The sequence below is a fragment of the Streptomyces sp. 12E genome (assembly GCF_055633275.1).
On record NZ_JBVNCJ010000001.1, the window covers coordinates 4,140,237 to 4,156,965 of the forward strand.

12 protein-coding genes are annotated in these 16,729 nt (G+C 72.2%); 4 read left to right on the forward strand and 8 right to left on the reverse strand.

Annotation, left to right across the window (positions count from 1 at the left end; genetic code table 11):
• Window positions 1-128: 128 nt before the first annotated feature.
• Together lanKC and fabF are read right to left on the reverse strand one after the other, a co-directional pair.
• Window positions 129-2,753 carry a class III lanthionine synthetase LanKC gene (gene lanKC / locus ACZ8ZB_RS19245; RefSeq protein WP_470738933.1) on the reverse strand — a complete coding sequence of 875 codons (2,625 nt, stop codon included), beginning with the start codon at window positions 2,751-2,753 and terminating at the stop codon, window positions 129-131.
• A complete protein-coding gene (fabF, locus tag ACZ8ZB_RS19250; protein ID WP_470738934.1) occupies window positions 2,750-4,111 on the reverse strand; it encodes a beta-ketoacyl-ACP synthase II in 1,362 nt (453 codons plus the stop codon). The genes lanKC and fabF overlap by 4 nt, the downstream gene beginning before the upstream one ends.
• 235 nt (window positions 4,112-4,346) lie before the next feature.
• On the opposite strand from fabF, the gene ACZ8ZB_RS19255 reads away from it, so the two are divergent.
• From ACZ8ZB_RS19255 to ACZ8ZB_RS19265, 3 genes are all read left to right on the forward strand, one after another.
• On the forward strand, window positions 4,347-5,306 hold the full coding sequence (locus tag ACZ8ZB_RS19255) for a ribonucleotide-diphosphate reductase subunit beta (protein ID WP_470738935.1): 960 nt from the start codon (window positions 4,347-4,349) through the stop codon (window positions 5,304-5,306).
• Window positions 5,307-5,373: 67 nt separating this feature from the next.
• Window positions 5,374-5,619, forward strand: a complete 246-nt coding sequence (locus ACZ8ZB_RS19260; RefSeq protein WP_027734852.1) for an acyl carrier protein — start codon at window positions 5,374-5,376, stop codon at window positions 5,617-5,619.
• Between the two features lie 122 nt (window positions 5,620-5,741).
• Window positions 5,742-6,971 carry a cytochrome P450 gene (locus ACZ8ZB_RS19265; RefSeq protein ID WP_470738936.1) on the forward strand — a complete coding sequence of 410 codons (1,230 nt, stop codon included), beginning with the start codon at window positions 5,742-5,744 and terminating at the stop codon, window positions 6,969-6,971.
• A gap of 72 nt (window positions 6,972-7,043) precedes the next feature.
• Here the strand turns inward: ACZ8ZB_RS19265 and ACZ8ZB_RS19270 are convergent, their stop codons facing one another.
• The 5 genes from ACZ8ZB_RS19270 to ACZ8ZB_RS19290 form a co-directional block, all read right to left on the reverse strand.
• On the reverse strand, window positions 7,044-8,705 hold the full coding sequence (locus tag ACZ8ZB_RS19270) for an MFS transporter (protein WP_470738937.1): 1,662 nt from the start codon (window positions 8,703-8,705) through the stop codon (window positions 7,044-7,046).
• Window positions 8,702-9,604 carry an ACP S-malonyltransferase gene (locus tag ACZ8ZB_RS19275; RefSeq protein ID WP_470738938.1) on the reverse strand — a complete coding sequence of 301 codons (903 nt, stop codon included), beginning with the start codon at window positions 9,602-9,604 and terminating at the stop codon, window positions 8,702-8,704. The genes ACZ8ZB_RS19270 and ACZ8ZB_RS19275 overlap by 4 nt, the downstream gene beginning before the upstream one ends.
• 27 nt (window positions 9,605-9,631) lie before the next feature.
• The gene (locus ACZ8ZB_RS19280) at window positions 9,632-11,350 is read right to left on the reverse strand and encodes a thiamine pyrophosphate-binding protein (RefSeq protein ID WP_470738939.1); all 1,719 of its coding nucleotides are present in this window, start codon (window positions 11,348-11,350) and stop codon (window positions 9,632-9,634) included.
• Complete coding sequence (locus tag ACZ8ZB_RS19285) at window positions 11,347-12,588, reverse strand: aldehyde dehydrogenase family protein (RefSeq protein WP_470738940.1); 1,242 nt, start codon at window positions 12,586-12,588, stop codon at window positions 11,347-11,349. The genes ACZ8ZB_RS19280 and ACZ8ZB_RS19285 overlap by 4 nt, the downstream gene beginning before the upstream one ends.
• Window positions 12,589-12,797: 209 nt before the next feature.
• Window positions 12,798-14,018 carry an MFS transporter gene (locus ACZ8ZB_RS19290; RefSeq protein WP_470738941.1) on the reverse strand — a complete coding sequence of 407 codons (1,221 nt, stop codon included), beginning with the start codon at window positions 14,016-14,018 and terminating at the stop codon, window positions 12,798-12,800.
• 181 nt (window positions 14,019-14,199) lie between these two features.
• Between ACZ8ZB_RS19290 and ACZ8ZB_RS19295 the strand changes: the two genes are divergently transcribed.
• On the forward strand, window positions 14,200-15,471 hold the full coding sequence (locus ACZ8ZB_RS19295) for a helix-turn-helix domain-containing protein (RefSeq protein ID WP_470738942.1): 1,272 nt from the start codon (window positions 14,200-14,202) through the stop codon (window positions 15,469-15,471).
• Window positions 15,472-15,522: 51 nt separating this feature from the next.
• Here the strand turns inward: ACZ8ZB_RS19295 and ACZ8ZB_RS19300 are convergent, their stop codons facing one another.
• Window positions 15,523-16,179, reverse strand: coding sequence for a 4'-phosphopantetheinyl transferase family protein (locus ACZ8ZB_RS19300; protein ID WP_470738943.1), 657 nt, complete (start codon window positions 16,177-16,179; stop codon window positions 15,523-15,525).
• Window positions 16,180-16,729: the final 550 nt, after the last annotated feature.

Genomic DNA, 16,729 nt, shown 5'->3' on the forward strand with positions numbered 1-16,729 from the left:
GCTGATGCGGGCGGTCTCCTCGGCGGGGACCTCGAGACCCTGCAGGTCCAGAACGGTGGCCATGGTGTTTCCTCCTCTCCGGTGTGCTCGGTGGGCACGGAAACCGGTCGGTCGACGCCGACCGGAGCTCAGGTGGCGCGGTGCTCCGCGGCGGGTGCGGGAGCCGCGAACGGTGCCAGGAAGGGCAGGAAGTCCCGGCGTCCGTCCAGCGCGGCGGACAGGGCCAGCAGGACGCCCGGACCACCGGTCGCGAGGTCCATCGAGATCCTGCGCAGCTGCTCCCCGGGGAAGGCGAGCTGGCCGTGGAAGGACAGCGCGTGCCAGTGCAGCCTCGTCAGGTGCCGCTCCACGACCGGCCCCGGGTCCCGCTCCGGGTGCCGGCCGCGCAGCACGGCGAGCGTGGCCAGCAGTCCGGCCCGGCCGCCGAAGAGATGCGGCTCGATGGTGAACTCGGGTTCGGCGGCGCGTGTCAGGGCGGGCAGCGCGTGCTCCAGCCGGGCATCGGGACGGTGCGCCAGGACCTCGTCCGCGACCAGCGCGATGCCCGCGCTGCCCACCTCCAGATAGGGCAGCTGCCGGAAGCCGCCGTCCACCTGGAGGGAACCGTCGTCCGCCGGTGTGCACAGGTCCAGGTCCAGATGCAGTGCGCGTACCGCGAGGTCGAGGTGCGCGGCGTCGGCCGTCTCCTCGTACAGCCGCAGGAAGAACAGCGCCGCCCCGGTCCAGCCGCGCAGCAGGCCGGCGCGGCTGCCGTGGCCGGGGCCCGCCATGATGCCCGGGGCCTCGCCCGCGGTGACGGCGGCGGCGGTCCGCTCCGCCAGTTCCAGGGCCGGGCGCCGGTAGGCGTCGTCACCCGTCCGGGCGGCGAGGTCGAGAAGGTTGAGGCCGATTCCCGCGGCACCCCGGTACAGGCTCACCTCGCGCACCTGGGCGACCGCCTGCCGGCTGGTGTGCACCAGGCGTGCCGCCGCGTCGAGACGCCCCAGGCGGGCCAGCACATGAGCGATGCCGTGGGCGCCGTCGTAGAAGCCGGGCCTTGGCGGCACGTCCCGTCCGGCGGCGTCGAGCAGCCACTGCTCGTACTCGGGGTAGCGGCCCGCGCCACAGGTGTGCAGGGCCCACAGGACACCGGCCGCCCCATGGGCGAAGTTGACGCCGTCGGTCAGGAACTGCCGTACGTCACCGGGGAAGAGCCGGTCCGTGCGGTGCGGCGTGGCCGACAGCACGACGGCTTCCGCCAGCGACTTGCGCACCGCGCCCCAGTCGGGCAGCGCCGTGTCCAGGTCGACGCGGAGCGGCTCGCGCAGGGCGGCGGGCACCCGGTTCCGGGCCTCCTCGGACGGCGCGAGGTCACGGCGCAGCCGGTCCAGGGAACCGGCCGGGAGGGCGAACCTGCGCTCGGCCACGTCCACGAAGCGCGCCGTGCGCCCCGGGTCCAGCTCGTTCAGTCCGTTGAGCGGGAACAGCAGCCACAGCCGCAGTGCCGCCAGTGCGTGCAGGTCGATGTCGTAGCCCGTGCGTCCGGTGCCGGCGAAGCCGGGGTGGCCGAGGCCCAGCCGGTCCGCCTCCTCGACGGGGACGGCGAGTTCGAAGTCGACCAGCGCCACGTCGTCCGCTTCGTCGACCAGGATGTTGGCGGGGTGCAGGTCACCGAAGACCATGCCGCGTTCGTGCACGCGGGCGACCAGCCGTTCGATCCGGTCGGCGAGCGCGCCGGCCCGCCTCGCGTAGTCGCCGAGCGACCGGGCGTCCGGACCCGTCCGGGTCAGCGGGTAGTTGCGGGCCAGCCAGCCCTGCAGGGTGTCGCCGTCCATGTGCTGCACGGACAGGAAGTGGTGCTCCCACACCACGCGGTGCTCGTACAGGCGGGGAATGCCGGGGATGCCGGCGAGGCGTTCCATCGCGCGGCGCTCGCGGTCCAGGCGGGCCACGGCGTCCCGGCCGCGGCCGTCCAGACCGGCGTGCGGGCGGGCCTCCTTGAGGACGACCTGACGCCGTTCGGCGTCTCTGGCCAGGTAGACGCCGCCGCCGTTGGAGAAGTGCAGGGCGCGTTCCACCGTGTAGGGGAAGTCCGCCGGAGAGCCGCCGGCCTCGCGGGCTGCGAGCTGTTCGGCGAGGAAGCCGGGCAGCTCGACCCACTCGGGCACCTCGAAGACGGGTCTGCGGCGGTCGGGGACGAGGGTGCCGTCGGGGCGTTCGATGGCGTGGACCGGGGTGCCGTCGTCGCCGGTGCAGTACCGGCTGACGAAGCCGCCGTACCGCACGTGCAGGGGGCCGGCGTTCCAGCGCAGGTCGGTGAGGATGTACGGGCCCGCCTCGCCGTCGAGACGGTGTCCCAGCTCCTCCAGGGTGCGGCGCAGCTGTTCCTCGTCGGACGGGTAGATCGTCACGAGCTTGCCGCTGGAGGAGCGCGGCGCGTACTTGAGGCTGTGGGTGGTCAGCACGTCCACGCTGCGCAGGAACTTGAACGGCAGCCCATGACGGATGCAGTACTCCCACGCGGCGTCCACGACGCGCCGGGCGTTGCCGGGCAGCCCGGAGACGTGGATCTTCCAGCCCTGTCGTGGCAGTACGTGGCCGAGCGGCGTGTGCACGATCCACACGTCCGTCTCGCGGCGCTCCCAGCCGGAGGGGGCGGGAAGCGTGCTCTGGCGGAAGACGGAGGTGTCGTCCCCGGTGTGGCGGCCGGCGATGTCGTAGAAGACCGGGTCGGCCTGGCAGTACGCCTCGGGCTGTGGCCTGGTGGTGGTCATCGTTCCTCCTCCGGCTGCCGGGACGGACCGCCCGGGGACTCCTGGGGACGGGCCTTCGGCCGCGTCGCCCCGGGCCACTCGCGGATCACGAGGACGGCGTTGTGCCCGCCGAACCCGAACGAGTTGCTGAGCACGGCACGGACGGTGTGGGCCCGCGCCCGGTGCGGGACGTAGTCGAGGCCGGGGTCCTCGGGGTCGTCGCAGTTGACGGTCGGCGGCACGATGCCGGTCCGGATCGTCTGTACCGCGGCGATCAGTTCGACGGCGCCGGCCGCGCCGATCATGTGGCCGGTCATCGACTTCAGCGAGCTGATGGGCACGCGGGGGGCGTGCTCGCCGAACACCGCGCGCACGGCGGCGCTCTCGATCTGGTCGTTGAGCCGGGTGCCCGTCCCGTGGGCGGAGACGTGGTCGATCTGCTCGGGCCGCAGTCCGGCGTCGGCGAGCGCGTCGGTCATCGCCCGCCGGGCGGCCGCGCCGTCGGGACGCGGGTGGGTGGAGTGGTACGCGTCGGTGGTCGCGCCGTATCCGGCCACCTCGGCCAGGATCGTGGCGCCGCGCCGCCGGGCGTGTTCGGCCTCCTCCAGCACGACGATGCCCGCACCCGCGCCCATGACGAATCCGTCGCGGTCCCGGTCGAAGGGCCGGCTCGCGAGGTGTGGGGCGTCGTCGCGACGGGAGAGCGCCCCGGCGTTGGCCGCGGCGGCGAGGTCGAGCGGGTTGACCGCGTCGTCCGCGCCTCCGGCCACGGCCACGTCGGCGTACCCGTGCCGGATCAGACGCATGGCGTCCCCGATACAGGTGGCGCCCGTGGCGCAGGCGGTGGCGGTGGCTCCCGAGGGGCCGCGCGCGCCGATGTGGGAGGCGATCTCCCCGGCCGCACTGTCCAGCGAGCCGGACGAGGCCAGGTACGGGCTCATCCGGCGCCGGCCGTGGTCGCGCAGATCGTGGATGGCCGAGCGCATCAACTGGCCCGGTCCGTAACCGGATCCGACCAGGACGGCGGTGCGGGCGGCCAGCTCCCCGTCCGGCCTCAGCTCCGCCTGGTCCACCGCCTGGAGAGCGGCGGCCAGCGCGAACTGTGCGTAGCGGTCGAGGCGCCGGCCCACCTTGTTGGGCATGTACTGCCGGGGGTCGAAGTCCACGACTTCGCCGGCGAACCGGGTGGGCAGCTCGCTCGCGTCGTACCGCGAAATGGGACGGATCCCGCTGCGTCCGGCGGTGGCCGAGGCCCAGAACTCGTCCACGGTGCCACCGATCGGCGAGACGGTGCCGAAGCCGGTGACGACCACGCGGCGCTGCGCGGCAGAGGTACGTGCGGCGTCACGCGTGCGTGTCGCGTCGTGGGTCTCCGTCACGTCTGCCCCCCTTCCGGTCCTTGGGATCGCACGATTCGCATCCGTCGAGGCGGCTCGCCCCGGCGATGACCAGAGATTGACACATCCTCAATTCGTCAGTCAAGAACTATGACAGTGACTCGACAGAAGAGCTCGACATCTTGACTCCGGTGCATTGACTGCATACCTAAGGTGCTGTTCACTAATGGATTCATGGGGAGTCATGAGCTTGACCCCGTAGTCAAGGAGTACTGACATGCCACGCTGGAGCACCCTGCTGCTCGATGACGCGTCGCTCGCCGAGATGCCTCGTCTCCCACTGGGCGACGTGCTCCGGCACGCCGATCTCGTCACCGAGCAGGAGCCGCACCCACAGGCGCTCTACGAGCGCTGGGAGAAGCAGCAGTGGTCGGCGCAGGCCATCGATCTGGAGCGCGACCGCGAGGACTTCGACAAACGGCTGCCGCGCTCCGCGCGCAAGGCGGTCGAGGAGTCCATCGCCACCTTCATCATCGGCGAGTACACCGGCCTCGACCTGCTCGGTCCCATCCTCACCGGTGCCCCCGAAGAGCGCGACCACCTCTACCTCGGCACCCAGATCGCCGACGAGACCCGTCACACCCAGCTCATGCTGCGGCTCGGCGAGGAACTCCTCGGCCTGGACCCCGATCCCAAGCGGATGCTGGTGCAGGCGTGGAACATGGTCACGCCCCCGCACCGTGACCTCAGCCGCATCGAGACCGAGGTCATCCGGGAGCTGCAGGAACACCCCTCGGACTACCGGCTCTGGCTGCGCGCCGTGGCGCTCTTCCACCTGATCACCGAAGGCGTGCTCGCCCTCGTCGGACAGCGCGCCATCGTGAACTCGTTGCACGGCCTCCCGCTGCTCGCCGGCGTCAAGGCGGGCTTCACCGCGATGTGCCGGGACGAGTCGCGGCACGTCAGCTTCGGCCTGCACGCGCTGCGCCAGGGCGTGCGTGAGGGCTACGGCGACGACATCCGCGAGATCGTCGAGCTGGCCGGCCCGATCGCCCTGAACATCGAGGAGGGCGGTCAGGTCGACCAGGCCCCGCAGGGGCTGACCATGAAGCAGCTCGGCATCGAGAGCCTGTACCGCCAGCTCCGGCTGGTCGGCATCGAGAAGAAGTTCGCGGACCACGTCGTGGGGCTGGCCACGCCGGGGCCCGCACCCGCCGACGCGGCCCCGAGGCAGTGACCGGCCACGTCCCGCACCCATCCCACCTGCCCCGTGCCCACGGGCACGCGCACAGAGAGGCAACCGAATGACACGCGAAGAGATCATCGCAGGGCTCGCCGAACTCCTCAACGAGGTCGCCGACGTCGAACCCGCCGATGTCACCGAGGACAAGTCCTTCATCGAGGACCTCGACGTCGACTCCCTGGCGATGGTCGAGGTCATCGTCTCGGCGGAGGAGCGCTTCGGGGTCAGTCTCCCTGAGGAGGAGCTCCAGGAGCTGCGCCTGGTCTCCGACTTCGTCCTGCGCGTCGAGAAGCAGCTCGCGGCCTAGGACGGGTGGCCGCACACACCGACGGGTGCGCTCCGGCCCTCCCCCCGGAGGGCCGGAGCGCACCGCCCGCTCATCCCCGTCCCGGCGTCCCGGGACGGCCGGCAGGAGGAAGGCAGAGCACCATGTCCGAGCAGGCCGCGGTGCGCCGGTCCCTGCGCGCGCTGTTCGGTTCCCGGGGCTGCCCCGACCCGTATCCGCACTACGCGGTACTGCGCGAGCACGCCCCCGTGGCCCGGCTCCCGGACGGCACCGTCGTGGTCAGCCGCCACGCCGACTGCGACAGGATGCTGCGCAGCCCCGTGTTCCGGGTCGAGGACGACGAATGGATCGCCCGCACCTGGCCCCAGGGCCGCGAACACCTCACCGTCTACTCGCTCATGGGCGAGATGGTCAACCAGAACTCGCCCCATCACGAACGGCTGCGGCGTCTGGTGAGCCGTGCCTTCACCCCGCGTCGAGTGGAGGGGCTGCGGCCCGCCGTGACCGCGCTCGTCGAGAACCTGCTGACCGGCCTCTCCGAGCGGTCGGGCCCGGACCGGCCGGTGGATTTCATGGCCCACTTCGCGCTCCCCCTGCCCATCGCGGTCATCGGCGAACTGCTCGGCGTCCCGGAGGAGGACCGTGCCTGGTTCGCGCCCCGGGTGCAGGCCGTGACCTCCGCGATCGAGCAGAACCTCACCGGCGACGCCCTGGACCGGGCGGACGAGGCCACCTCCGAGCTGTGGGACCGCCTGGGACGGCTCACCGAGCTGCGGCGGTCCGACCCGCGCGGGGACCTGGTGAGCACGCTCATCGCGGTGCGCGACGCGGACGGCGACCGGCTCACCCGGCGCGAGCTGCTCGCCAACCTCGTCCTGCTGTACTCCGCCGGCTACGAGACCACCAGCAACCTCCTCGGCAACGGACTGGCCGTTCTGCTGGAGCGGCCCGAACTCCTCGCACGGTTGCGCGGTGAGCCGGACCGGGTCGGCGCGTGGGTCGAGGAGATGCTCCGCTTCGACCCGCCCGTCCAGATCGCCTCGCGATGGACGGACGAGGACACCGAGCTGGGCGGGGTGCCCATCCCGCGGGGCACCCAGGTGGTCGCCCTGCTGGCCAGCGCCAACCGCGATCCGGAGCGGCACCCGGACCCCGATGTCTTCCGGCCGGACCGGCCGCCCGCGCGGTCGCTCACGTTCGGTGCCGGGGCCCACTACTGTCTGGGCGCCGCCCTGGCCAGGCTCGAGGCGCAGGTGGCGTTCCCGCTGCTGTTGGAGCGCTTCCCCTCGATCCTCCTCGCGGGCGCCGGCGCGGCCCGGGACCGGGTGACGTCGCTGCGCGGCCACGCCCGCCTGCCCCTGCTGCTGGGATGAGAACAGCAGGGGCCGTACCGGAGCACGCCTGTCCGGTACGGCCCCGCGCTCACCGCGGTGTGCGTCCCGGGACTACTTGGACTTCTTCTCGCGCGGCCAGATCGTGTACGACCAGGACCAGATCGTGTCGATGACCCAGATCGTCAGCCAGATGCGCCCGACCCACACCAGCGGGCCCCGCTTGTCGTCGGGCACGGCGTCGTCGGTGATCTGCCACACGATCCAGTTGGAGTCCAGCGCCCACAGAACCACCTGCCCGATCAGGAAGGCGGCGGTGTGGATGAGCCAGTCGCGCCGCTCCTTGCGGGCGTGTTCCCGGGGAGTGAGCCGCCGCTCACCCGATGCTCCGGAGGCCGTGCCGGAATCCTGCTTGTCCATGTCCATGAACCGGTCTTCTCCTTCTTCATGTGGGGGGTTGGGTTCCCTGCCGGGGACAGGGGTCCGGTCACCGTCCGGCTCGGCCGCCGGGTCCTGGCCGCCGTCCGGCTCGGCCGCGGTGATCCGGTCGCGCTCCGGCTCGTCCGCCCGTTCCGACGGCCGCACCGGCGCGTCGGGGAGGTCCAGCACCCGGATCGCGTACGGCACGACGAGGGCGCCCAGCAGGGAGACGCACGCGGCGGACAGACAGGCCGCCGCCCACCCCTGCTGCTCGTACAGCACACCCATCAGGGCCGGGCCGACCACCACGCCGGCCAGCCGGGCACTCTCGTAGAGCCCCATGCCACGGCCGATCCGCCCGCCGGCGGCGGCCGCGACGGTGGCCTGCTCGACGGGGATCTGCGCGGCGAAGCAGGCGGCGGCCACCGCCCACAGCACGGCGATCGCCACCGGTGCGGCGGTGACCGACAGGCCGGCGGCGAACACCGTGCTCGCCCCGAACGAGACGACCATGGTGGGCACGCGGCCCAGCCGGTCGGTGAGGTGGTGGGTGTGCTCCGGCAGCAGGATGAACACCACGAAGCCGGGCGCGAAGACCATCGCGATCTCGGTGGGCGTGAGCTCCAGGTCTCCCTGCAACCGCAGCAGCAGGAGCATCCACAGCCCTGCCTCCGCGGCGGCGGTCACCGCGGCCACCACCATCAGCGGCATCAGGCGCCTCGACAGCGCCCGCCGCTCCGCCCCGCGCGTGCGGACCGGCCGCTCCGCCGCCGCGGCCCGGTCCTGGCCGGCGCCCCGCAGCAGCGCCACCGCGGCGTACCCGCAGGCCGCGCACCCGAGCCAGAACAGCGGCCGGTAGCCGCTGCGCTCCAGCAGCGAGAACGTCACCAGGTACCCGACGAAGGCGCCTTGCCCCTCAGCCGAGAGCAACGCGCCGTACGCGCTGGTGTGGTTCTCGGCCCGCTGACCGGTCCACGCGCGCAGCCCGACCCAGAACAGCGCCCCGCCGGCGCCGCCCACCGCCGACGCGGCGAAGGCCAGGGGCACCGAGTCGGCCAGCGCGTAGCCCGCGAACGACAGGGCGTACAGGCCCGCGCCCGCCGCGGCCACCCACCGCTGTTCGAACCGGTCGGCCAGTTCCCCCGCCAGCGGGCGCACGAGGAGCGACAGCACCGCCTCGACGGCGACCAGCGCGCCGACCACCGAGGCGCCCGCCTCCAGGGTGGAGCCGGCCCACAGCGGCAGCAGGAAGTCCAGCACCTCCGCGGGGGCGCTGGCGAACATCGCCGCCGACAACACCCGCCGCCCGGCCGGATCGCGCAGGGCGGCGGTCTCCTTTCCCGTTCCCGTGCTCACGTCGCGAGCGCCTGCTTCGGCGTGATCACGCGGGTCGGGAAGGAGTTGTTGGTGATCCGCGCGAACATGTTGCGCGGGCCGGGGATCCACACCTCGTCCACCTGGGCCGTGCGCAGACCGCGCAGGATCGTCTGCCAGTGGACGGGCGTGGTCCAGCCGTCCAGCAGGTCCTGCTTGATCTCCTCGGGGTCGGTGAGCAGCCGCCCGTCCACGTCCGAGACCACAGGCAGCCGCGCGGCCCGCCAGTCGACCGTCCCGTACACCTCGTCGTGCAGCCGTGAGCGCAGCCCGGCGACGGCGGAACAGTGTTCGGCCCGGTTCATGGTGTAGAAGGGGAACCCGCCCTCCTCACGCACCCGCTGCTCGAACCGCTTCAGCGTGCGCAGCGAGGCGGAGACGGCGTGCACCTGCTCGTCGAGGACCACCGACAACTCGGCCCACTCTCCGCGCTCGTGCGTCTCCGCCACGAGCCGGCGCACCGTGTCGTGCGGGAGCCGGTAGAAGAAGTGACACCCCAGCGGTTCGTCGAGCGAGTCGAAGTAGTCGGTCTCGACGGCGACACTGCGGCGGATCAGCCGCAGTGCGTCCGGGTAGCTGAGCGCGCCCGCCCACACGGCCGCCATGAAGGCGCCGAAGCTCTGTCCGCCGCAGGCCGCCGGGCGGCTGCCGTGCTGCTCCTGCGCCCAGTCGGCGAGGGCCAGGGTGAGCGCCATGAAGCCGGCCTCGAACACCTCCCACTCGTAGATCGACGCCTCGCGGTAGGCCTCGGCCAGGGAGTAGCCGAGGATGTCGTCGGCCTCGGCGAATCTTCGCCGGGCGTGCTCGTTCGTGGTCACGAACGAGCTGATGGCGTCGAACCCGGTGGGTATGAGACCGGGGAAGAAGAGCGCAACGGGCATACGACGTCCTTGTCCTCTCGCTGTCCGTCATCCGTCCTCGCGCAAGGGGAAGTCACCCGCGGGCCCGGCCATCCCCGGCGGGCTGTCGGAGAGCGAGACCCGCACCTCCACGACCGCCGACGTGCCGGTCTCGCAGTGTTTCCACGCGGAGCGCAAGACGTGGTGAATGTCCTCAGGGTTGTCCACGCGCCAGTAACCCAATCCGAACGAGGCGGCGAGCCCCTCATTTCCGGTCAGCCGGTCCGCCGTGAACGAGAAGCGTGAACCGGTGCCGGACACCCGGTCGAGGTTGGTCTGCAGCCACCCGTAACCGCCGTTGTCCAGGACGACGTACAGGACGGCGCGGCGCGCGTCGGCGAGCGTGGGCAGTTCCGTGCGGAACAGGTTGAAGGCCCCGTCCCCCGCCACCGAGACGACCGGGCGCCCGGGTTCCGCGAGCGCCACGCCCACGGCGGCGGCCGCGCCGAATCCCAGCGGGGTCTGCTCGCTGGGCACCACCGACCCCCCCGAGGAGCCGCAGCTCCAGTGCGGATGGAAGTACGACCACATGTCCTGCAGGCCGTTCTCCTGCACCAGGATCCGGTCCTCGGGCACGGCCCCGTCGAGCGCGGACAGCACGTGGGCCACGGCGACGCCGCCGCCGTCGCGCGCCACCGCCGCGGCGCGGCGGGCCCGTTCGGCGGCGCGCCCGGCGAGTTCGGCGCGCACCTCGCCGACGCGCTCCGGCCACGGGCCGCCCGCGGCGCCGGTGTCCAGCATCCGGCTCCAGGCGGTCACGGCCCGCCGTACGTCACCCAGCACACAGACACCGGGCCGTTCCGCGGCGGTGGCGTCCTCGGCGGTCACCACCTGGATCACCGGGAGACGTTCCGCTTCCGGCCAGCCGAAGGCCGCGGTCTCCTCCAGCCGGCTGCCGAGCGCGAGGACCAGGTCCGCCTCCTGCCACAGCCGGTCGGCGGGCGCGACCGTGTACAGGCCGGACACTCCGCAGAACAGCGGATGGTCCTCGTCGACCGTGCCGCGCCCGGAGGCCGTGGTGAACATCGCGGCGCCGAGGCGCGAGGCGAACTCCTCCACCACCCGTCCGGTGTTGCGGTGCCGGGCACCGCCGCCGACCAGCAGCACCGGCCGGCCGGCCGCCGAGATCAGGTCGAACGCCTCGGCCAGGACGTCCGGGTCGGGAGCGAGCCGCTGCGCGGCGGCACGCCGCCACGGACCGGTACGGAGGACGGGCTGGGCCGCGACGTGCTCGGGGATCTCCACGTAGACCGGTCCCGGGGTGCCGTTGACGGCGACGGCCACGGCCTTGTTCAGGGTCGGGACGAGCCGGGCGGGGTCGTCCACGCGGGCCGCCCACTTCACCAGCGGGCGGACGGCGCCCATCTGGTCCATTTCCTGGAAGGCTCCGGTGCCCACCCGGTCCAGGCCGGTGCCGCCCGCCACCAGCAGGACCGGTGTCGCGGCGGACCGCGCCTCCAGCAGCCCGGTCAGCGTGTTGGTCAGGGCCGGGCCCTTGCCCACCGCGCAGACGCCGAGGTCGCCGGAGGCGAGGGCGTAACCGGTGGCCATGAACAGGGCGTTGCGCTGGTCTCGGCAGAGCACGACCTGCGTGTCGGCGTCCTCCAGGGCGCCCAGCAGGTCCATGTCGTCCCCGGGCAGCCCGAACACCGCGCGGGAGCCCAGGTGCCGCACCAGGTCGGCCACGGCGTGCCAGGCGGTCGGGTGGGTCGTGGAGTCCGTGTTCACCGTCGGTCCGCCTGAAAGTGCTCGGCGACGGCCTTGGAGATCAGGACGGGTTCCGCCCAGGTCTGCCGTCCGTCGGTGATGTAGTTGGCCATCCGCCCGTATCCGCCGAAGGGCGCGTTGCCGTCGTCGACGGAGAACAGGTTGGCGTCGACGGTGACGGTGGTACGCCTGCGCAGCGCGGCCACCAGGTCCGGGGCGTCGCCGTACACGCTGGACCCCAGGGCCCGTTCGGTGAACGGGCCGGTGGTGAGGGTGGCCGACAGCACCTCGGCGTCGGAGTAGCCGACGACGTAGAAGACGGGTGCGAAGAACTCCGGCACCTGGGTGCGGGGTGTCACCTCGTCGCCGAGGACGACGGCGGGGTCCACCCGCCGCTCGCGGAAGTCGACGTGGCCGCCGTGCACGATGTTCCGGCGGTTGCGGGCCAGGAACAGCGCGGCCTCCTCCAGCGCACCCTCGTAGAAGATCGGCCCGAAATCGACGTCGGGATCGGTGTACGGACCGTACCGGAGGCTCTTCAGTTCGTGCACGAGCGTGTCGAGGAACGTGTCGAGAAGGCTCTCGTGCACGCAGAACAGGTCCGGTCCCAGGCAGTCCTGACCGGAGTTGTGGACCCGTATCTCCACCGCGTCGCGCACCGCGCGCCCGATGTCGGCGCCCGGGGCGACGACGAACGGGTTGACGCCCGCGCCCAGGAACAGGAACAGCTGTCCCGGGGAGAGCTGGGCACGGATCTGCTCAGCGTTGCGATAGGCGCCGGTGAACACCACGACGTCGGCGGGCTGGACGTGGGAGCGCAGGAACTCGCGCTGACTGGCGTCGGTCAGCTCGATGGGCAGTCCGTGGCGTTCGGCCAGCAGCGCGTGCAGCCGGACCATCTGGTCCCGGACGTGGCTGGAGGGCCGGAACACCAGCCGGTCCGCGTAGAGCGAGGGCACCAGCAGGTAGAGGGCGTACGAGTAGAGGATCACGTTCGACGGCATGAAGACCGCCAGGCTGGGCACCCTGACGGGCCGGTGACGGCCGATCTCGTCGAGGGCGCCGTCCAGCGTGGCGACGGTCGCCTCGATCTCGTATCCGGCCGCACGGTGAGTGGACATCTCGCACAGCAGTGCGTGAACGGCGCCGGGATCCTCGACCAGCAGGTCCCTCACCGCTCGTAGCGCCTGAACGCGCCGGGCGTCGGCGACGCCCTCGGGCAGGGGGGCCGCGGCGGGCCTCGCGGGAGCGAAGGTCATGCGGGCCTGCTCTCTCGAGTGCGTCCCCTGGGGCCGCGACGTGCGGTGCGCCCGGCGGATCCCTGTTCCCGGCGCGGGCGCCTTTCTGCTGTTCGCTCGCTCATGTGTCCCTCCTCGGAGCAGAGTCCATGAAGGTTAAGAGTCATCCGGTAGTCATTTTTTGTCAAGGTCGGTAATGTCATGTCTCCGGCCCGCCCGCACCGTCCGGATCAGATCTCGTGCAGCGCCGGCGCCATCGAGCAGCAGAGCACCACCAGCAGATAGCCGCCGGCGATCAGGGCGATGGCGGGCCCCAGGCCGAACGCGCCCACGACGGCGACGGTCCCGGTGGCTCCGAGGGGGACCGCGACCAGCCCGACGGTGTCGACCACGGCGGTCACCCGCCCGTACTGCCCCTTGGGCACGCTCCGCTGGAGGGCGCCCGTGCGCAGCGGACCCACCGGAGCCGCGACCGCGCCGAGCGCCGCGAGCAGCGCCGCGCCGACCGGCAGGGACGGCAGGGGCGCCAGGGCGCCGACCAGGGCCGCGACGGCGAACCCGGCGCCGAGATAGACCCGCCGCCCGTTCAGCCGGTGCCCGACGGCCGCGTAGCCGAGGGTGCCCACGACGGCTCCCAGGGCGAAGGCCGTGAGCAGGATGCCGAGATGCGCCGCGCTCCCCAGGTGCTGGTACGCGTACGTCACCAGCACGACCCCGGCCAATCCGCTGTCCAGGGCGTTGAAGGCGGTGCCCGAGACGGCCATGGTGCGCAGCAGCCGGTGCCGCCGCAGGGTGCGCAGCCCCGAGCGCAGGCTCGCCAGGTACGTTCCGCGGGAGCCGTGTCGCGAGGGGGCCCGGCGACCGGCCGTGACCCAGGTGAGGATCACCAGCGCCGCGAGCCCGCAGGCCAGCGCGTCGAACAGCAGCACCCACTGGGTCCCCAGCAGCGCGACGCCGGCTCCGCCGAGCGGGGGACCGCACAGCTGGGCGACCTGATGGACCCCGCTGAGCAGCGCGTTCCCGCGTTCCAGGGGCATGCCCGCGGCCTCGGCCAGCTCCGGCACGAGTCCGGTGACCGCCGCGGTCCCCGGGATGTCCAGCACGTTCGCGACCACGATCAGCAGGACCAGAGTGGGAAAGTCCAGCGCCCCCACGGCGTACAGCAGCGGAATGCACGCCGCGCCCGCGCCTCCGACCAGGTAGGCGAGCGCCGCCGTCGCCCTGAACCCCCAGCGGTCGACCAGGGGGCCCGCCACCAGACCCACCACGCCGGAGGCCACGGCTCCGATCGCGATCACGATCCCGGTCTGCGCCACGCTGCCGGTGGTCCTGAGCACGAACCAGGGGACGGCGACGATCATCATCGCCTCGCCCGTCGAGCTGACCGCCACGGCCGCGAGCAGCGCATGGATGCCCCACCGGTGACGACGATTGCTCACACCGCTTGCCATGACAGATGACGCTAGCATGACTAAAACTGACTGAGTGATGACTCAAGGGTCCTTCAAAAACTCGCAAAGAGGCGACTGCATCTCCTCGTAGCCGACCTGCTGCGGCTACTTTGACCTGTAGAATCAAGGGTCTCAGTCAGTAAACTCGTCCATTCGCCTCTCACTCGACAGCGAGCAAACCTTGACGATCGAACAGCCCTCGTTCGGGCAACGCGTTCGGGAACTCCGCCGCGCCCGGGGTCTGTCCCAGGGAGACCTCGCCGGGGACGGAGTCTCCCCGAGCTACGTCTCCCTGGTGGAGAGCGGTCGCCGCATCCCCAGCCTGAAGGCGGCCCGGACCATCGCCGCACGGCTCGGTACGACCGTCGGGAAGCTCTGCGAACCCAGCGCCGGGGACACTCAGCGCACGCACCGCCTGGAACTGGTCGGCCAACTGGTGGCCGCGCGGTCCAGCCAGCTGGCCGGTGACTGGCCCGCCGCCCGCCGGCGGCTGGAATCCGTCATCGAGGAGGCGGCGGAGAGCGGTCTCGACGAGATGGGCTGGGAGGCGCGCTGGGAACTGGCCGCGGTCCTCGATCACCTCGGCGCCACCGACGCCAGGGAGCAGATCCTGCGCGCCCTGGTCGACGACCCGCTCACCGGTGCGGCACCGCTGCTCCACGTCTGGGTCGCCGCGGAGCTCTCCCGGCTGCTCCGGTGGCAGGGGGACCTGGGCGAGGCCGTCCGCTGCGCCGAGAACGCCCAGGCCGCCGCGGCCGGTCTCGAGGCGGCCCGCCCCGAGCGGGGACAGGCCCAGGTGGCACTGCTGGCCGCCTACGTCGAGAGCGGGGAGTGGCACCGCGCGCGCGACCTCGCCGACGCCGTTCTGGAACAGACGTCCCGGGGGGCGTCCGACCAGTTGCGGGCGACCGCGCTGTGGGCCGCGGCCGGTGTCCGCCACCTCGACGGACACACGGACACGGCCCTGGAGTTGCTGCGCGAGGCGGACGCGCTGCTCGCTCCCTCCGGCGACGTGGCCCGTCGCGTCAGGCTCACCCGCGCCCGTGCCCTGCTGGCCCTGGACGCCGGCGACGACACCGCCGCTGCCCTGATGGAACAGGTCAGGCACGCCGGGGCCCTGCTCGCCACGCCCGAGAGCTCGTCCTGGCTCGCGACCCTGGAGGTCTTGGCGGACCTGCGCGGAGCCGACCCGTCGCGGGCGCTGGAGCGGGCCGTCGGCATCGTCCCCGGCTCCCCGGAGCTGCCGCCGTTGGACCGCTCCCGCTGCGCCGTCGTGCGCGCCCGCGCCCAGCGCGCCGCCGGCCGGGAGGAGGAGGCCGAGGCCGACTTCCGCGCGGCGGCCGCCGGATACGAGACGGCAGGCGCCTACCGTCTGGCGATGGCGACGTGGCGCGAGCTCAGCGACCCCGGCCACACCTCCGGCCCCGACCCTCACCTCGTCCTCATGCCGTAGGCGCGGGCGGCCGTCGCGGCATCGGCGAACCCCGAACGGCGGGAAGCGCCGTCACGACCCGACCGGCACCGGGCACCGCACCTGCCACACCATGACCTCCCCGACCGGTTCGGACGTCGCCAGGGAGGCCACCGTGCCCGGTGCCGCGGGCAGATCACCCACGTACGCCGTTCCCCCGGCCCCGAGCATTCCCGTCTCCGGGACCACCACCCTCCCGTCCGTTCCGTCGACCAGCACGTCCACCTCGGCGGCCCGGGCGAACCCGCCCCGCCCGACCAGCCGCAACGCCGCCTCCTTGCGGGTCCACAGCTGTGTGAGCACCAGCATCCTGCGGTCGGCGGGCGCCTGCTCGACATGCTCCCGTTCGGCGCGGGTGAACGGCATCAGCGCCCCCGTGCCGAACGACGCCGGCACCGTGGCCGCGCTGAGCGCCACCGAGCCCGCCGCGGCGAGCGCCAGGAGAAGCGTGCCCTGATCGCGGCAGACCGACAGTCCGATCGCCTCCGCGTCCAGGCGCGGCCGCCCGAAACCGTCGTGGCCGAGCCGCACCCCGGACGGGGGCCGCCCCAGCAGCCAGGCCACCAGAGGGCCCAGCTCGTCGTCCCGCACCTCCTCCGCCACCGAGAAGACGTGCACTCTCCCGCGCCCCGAGACGACCGGCGTTCCCGGGGTCCACCACTCGCCGTACAGAACGGGGCGGCGAGGCACGAGGCAATCTGTTTCCTGTATTCCGCAGAACGATGTCGGCCCGGATGATTTCCGGTGCACAATTTCCCCCGAATTTGTTGCTGACGTTATCCATGGGTGGACGCCGTCGTTGTAAGCAGCGGCATGGCGAGGGGAGGCGACTGTCAACAATTGGTCAGATCGTCGACACCCACATCGTCATGTCAAGGATCAGAAGACTCTCGATGCTGCCACGCTGCGTCGGCTCACCCCGTTCATCGCATGTCCCGCTTCATGCCGCGACAGACCTGACGTTCGGACACGGTCCCGGTCCTGGGTGGCCGTGACACTGATCACCTGGCCAAATATCTCCGGAGGCGGTGATCCACGGGCGTCGCTCGCCTCACGCTACCCACAGTGTTCACGCTAGTCAACATCGACGGGAGCGCGGACGGGGAGGATGACTCGCCATGACTAGAGATTACTTGAAGAGAAAACAAGGGTGCCCGGAATGGGTCGTTGTGTACCTTTGCGCTTTGTCCGGGACTTACTCCCGGACTGGAGTGTGCACTAGGATGTTGGACCGGTCGGA

Bases quoted from the DNA above. Each gene is read 5' to 3' on its own strand.
- ACZ8ZB_RS19255 (WP_470738935.1), top strand. From the start codon at position 4,347: ATGCCACGCTGGAGCACCCTGCTGCTCGATGACGCGTCGCTCGCCGAG.
- ACZ8ZB_RS19260 (WP_027734852.1), top strand. From the start codon at position 5,374: ATGACACGCGAAGAGATCATCGCAGGGCTCGCCGAACTCCTCAACGAG.
- lanKC (WP_470738933.1), bottom strand. From the start codon at position 2,753: ATGACCACCACCAGGCCACAGCCCGAGGCGTACTGCCAGGCCGACCCG.
- ACZ8ZB_RS19285 (WP_470738940.1), bottom strand. From the start codon at position 12,588: ATGACCTTCGCTCCCGCGAGGCCCGCCGCGGCCCCCCTGCCCGAGGGC.
- ACZ8ZB_RS19265 (WP_470738936.1), top strand. From the start codon at position 5,742: ATGTCCGAGCAGGCCGCGGTGCGCCGGTCCCTGCGCGCGCTGTTCGGT.
- ACZ8ZB_RS19275 (WP_470738938.1), bottom strand. From the start codon at position 9,604: ATGCCCGTTGCGCTCTTCTTCCCCGGTCTCATACCCACCGGGTTCGAC.
- ACZ8ZB_RS19290 (WP_470738941.1), bottom strand. From the start codon at position 14,018: ATGGCAAGCGGTGTGAGCAATCGTCGTCACCGGTGGGGCATCCATGCG.